Here is a 909-nt window from a genome sequence, read left to right on the forward strand (position 1 = left end):
CCTCCAGATTGCCCTGGTCCGCCATTGTTGCAAGCGCCGAAAAGCCCAAAGCCTCAGGATTTGTCGTAGCATTTGCCGAAACGAGATCGACCTCCAATGTGGCCGGCAGGGGTGGGAGCTCGTCGGTCGCCGTTGGCGGAGGCTCGGCAGTCTCGGTTGTCGGTTCGACCGCTTGGCCCATTTGCCAGCGGACCGTCGCCTCCTGCGTCTGTTCGCTCGAGTGGCGCGCCCGGTTCTGCTCGAGCAGATTCATCAGACTTGTATGAAGACGCTCGGCACAGCCCCCGGCATCGAACCACCAGTCCGTTGACCAGACGCGAAGGATTGTCCAGCCGAGGCCGGTCAAGACCTGTTCGCGAACCTTGTCCCTGTCTCTCGCCGTTGCGCACCGATGGTAAGTCGCTCCATCGCACTCGACGCCTGCCAGATACGCGCCCGCGAGATCCGGATGCCGGATGCCGAGGTCTATCCGGAAGTCGGAAATTCCGACTTGCGGAACGACTGTCCAGCCGCGCTGCTCAAGATGATCGGCGACTGCTTCCTCGAACGGAGAATCGAAATCACCGACGGATCCAAAATTCTCGCTGGGCAAGGCGATTGGGCCTCTTTCGGCGTAGTCCAGGAATGTCTTGAGATGCTGAACCGCAATCGCCTTGCTTCGCGACGGATCTATCTGGTCGGCGGTGAAGCCGGAAAAGACGATGAGCTCCTGGCGGGCTCGTGTCACCGCGACATTGAGGCGGCGCTCGCCGCCCTCACGGTTCAGCGCCCCAAAATCCATCGCAGGCGGCCTTCCGGATGGATCCTTGTAGAACGTTATCGAGAACAGGATCACGTCCCTCTCATCGCCTTGGACGTTTTCAAGGTTCTTGACGATCGTGGGTTCAGTCCGGTCTTCGGCAAAGAACC

General features: G+C 60.4%; 1 protein-coding gene. It reads right to left on the reverse strand.

Annotation, left to right across the window (positions count from 1 at the left end; all coding sequences use genetic code 11):
* A partial coding sequence (locus tag EOA24_RS39565) for an AAA domain-containing protein (RefSeq protein WP_245501995.1) occupies nucleotides 1-909 on the reverse strand: 909 nt, incomplete at both ends.

It is taken from the genome of Mesorhizobium sp. M2A.F.Ca.ET.039.01.1.1, from assembly GCF_003998035.1.
Classification (GTDB): domain Bacteria; phylum Pseudomonadota; class Alphaproteobacteria; order Rhizobiales; family Rhizobiaceae; genus Mesorhizobium.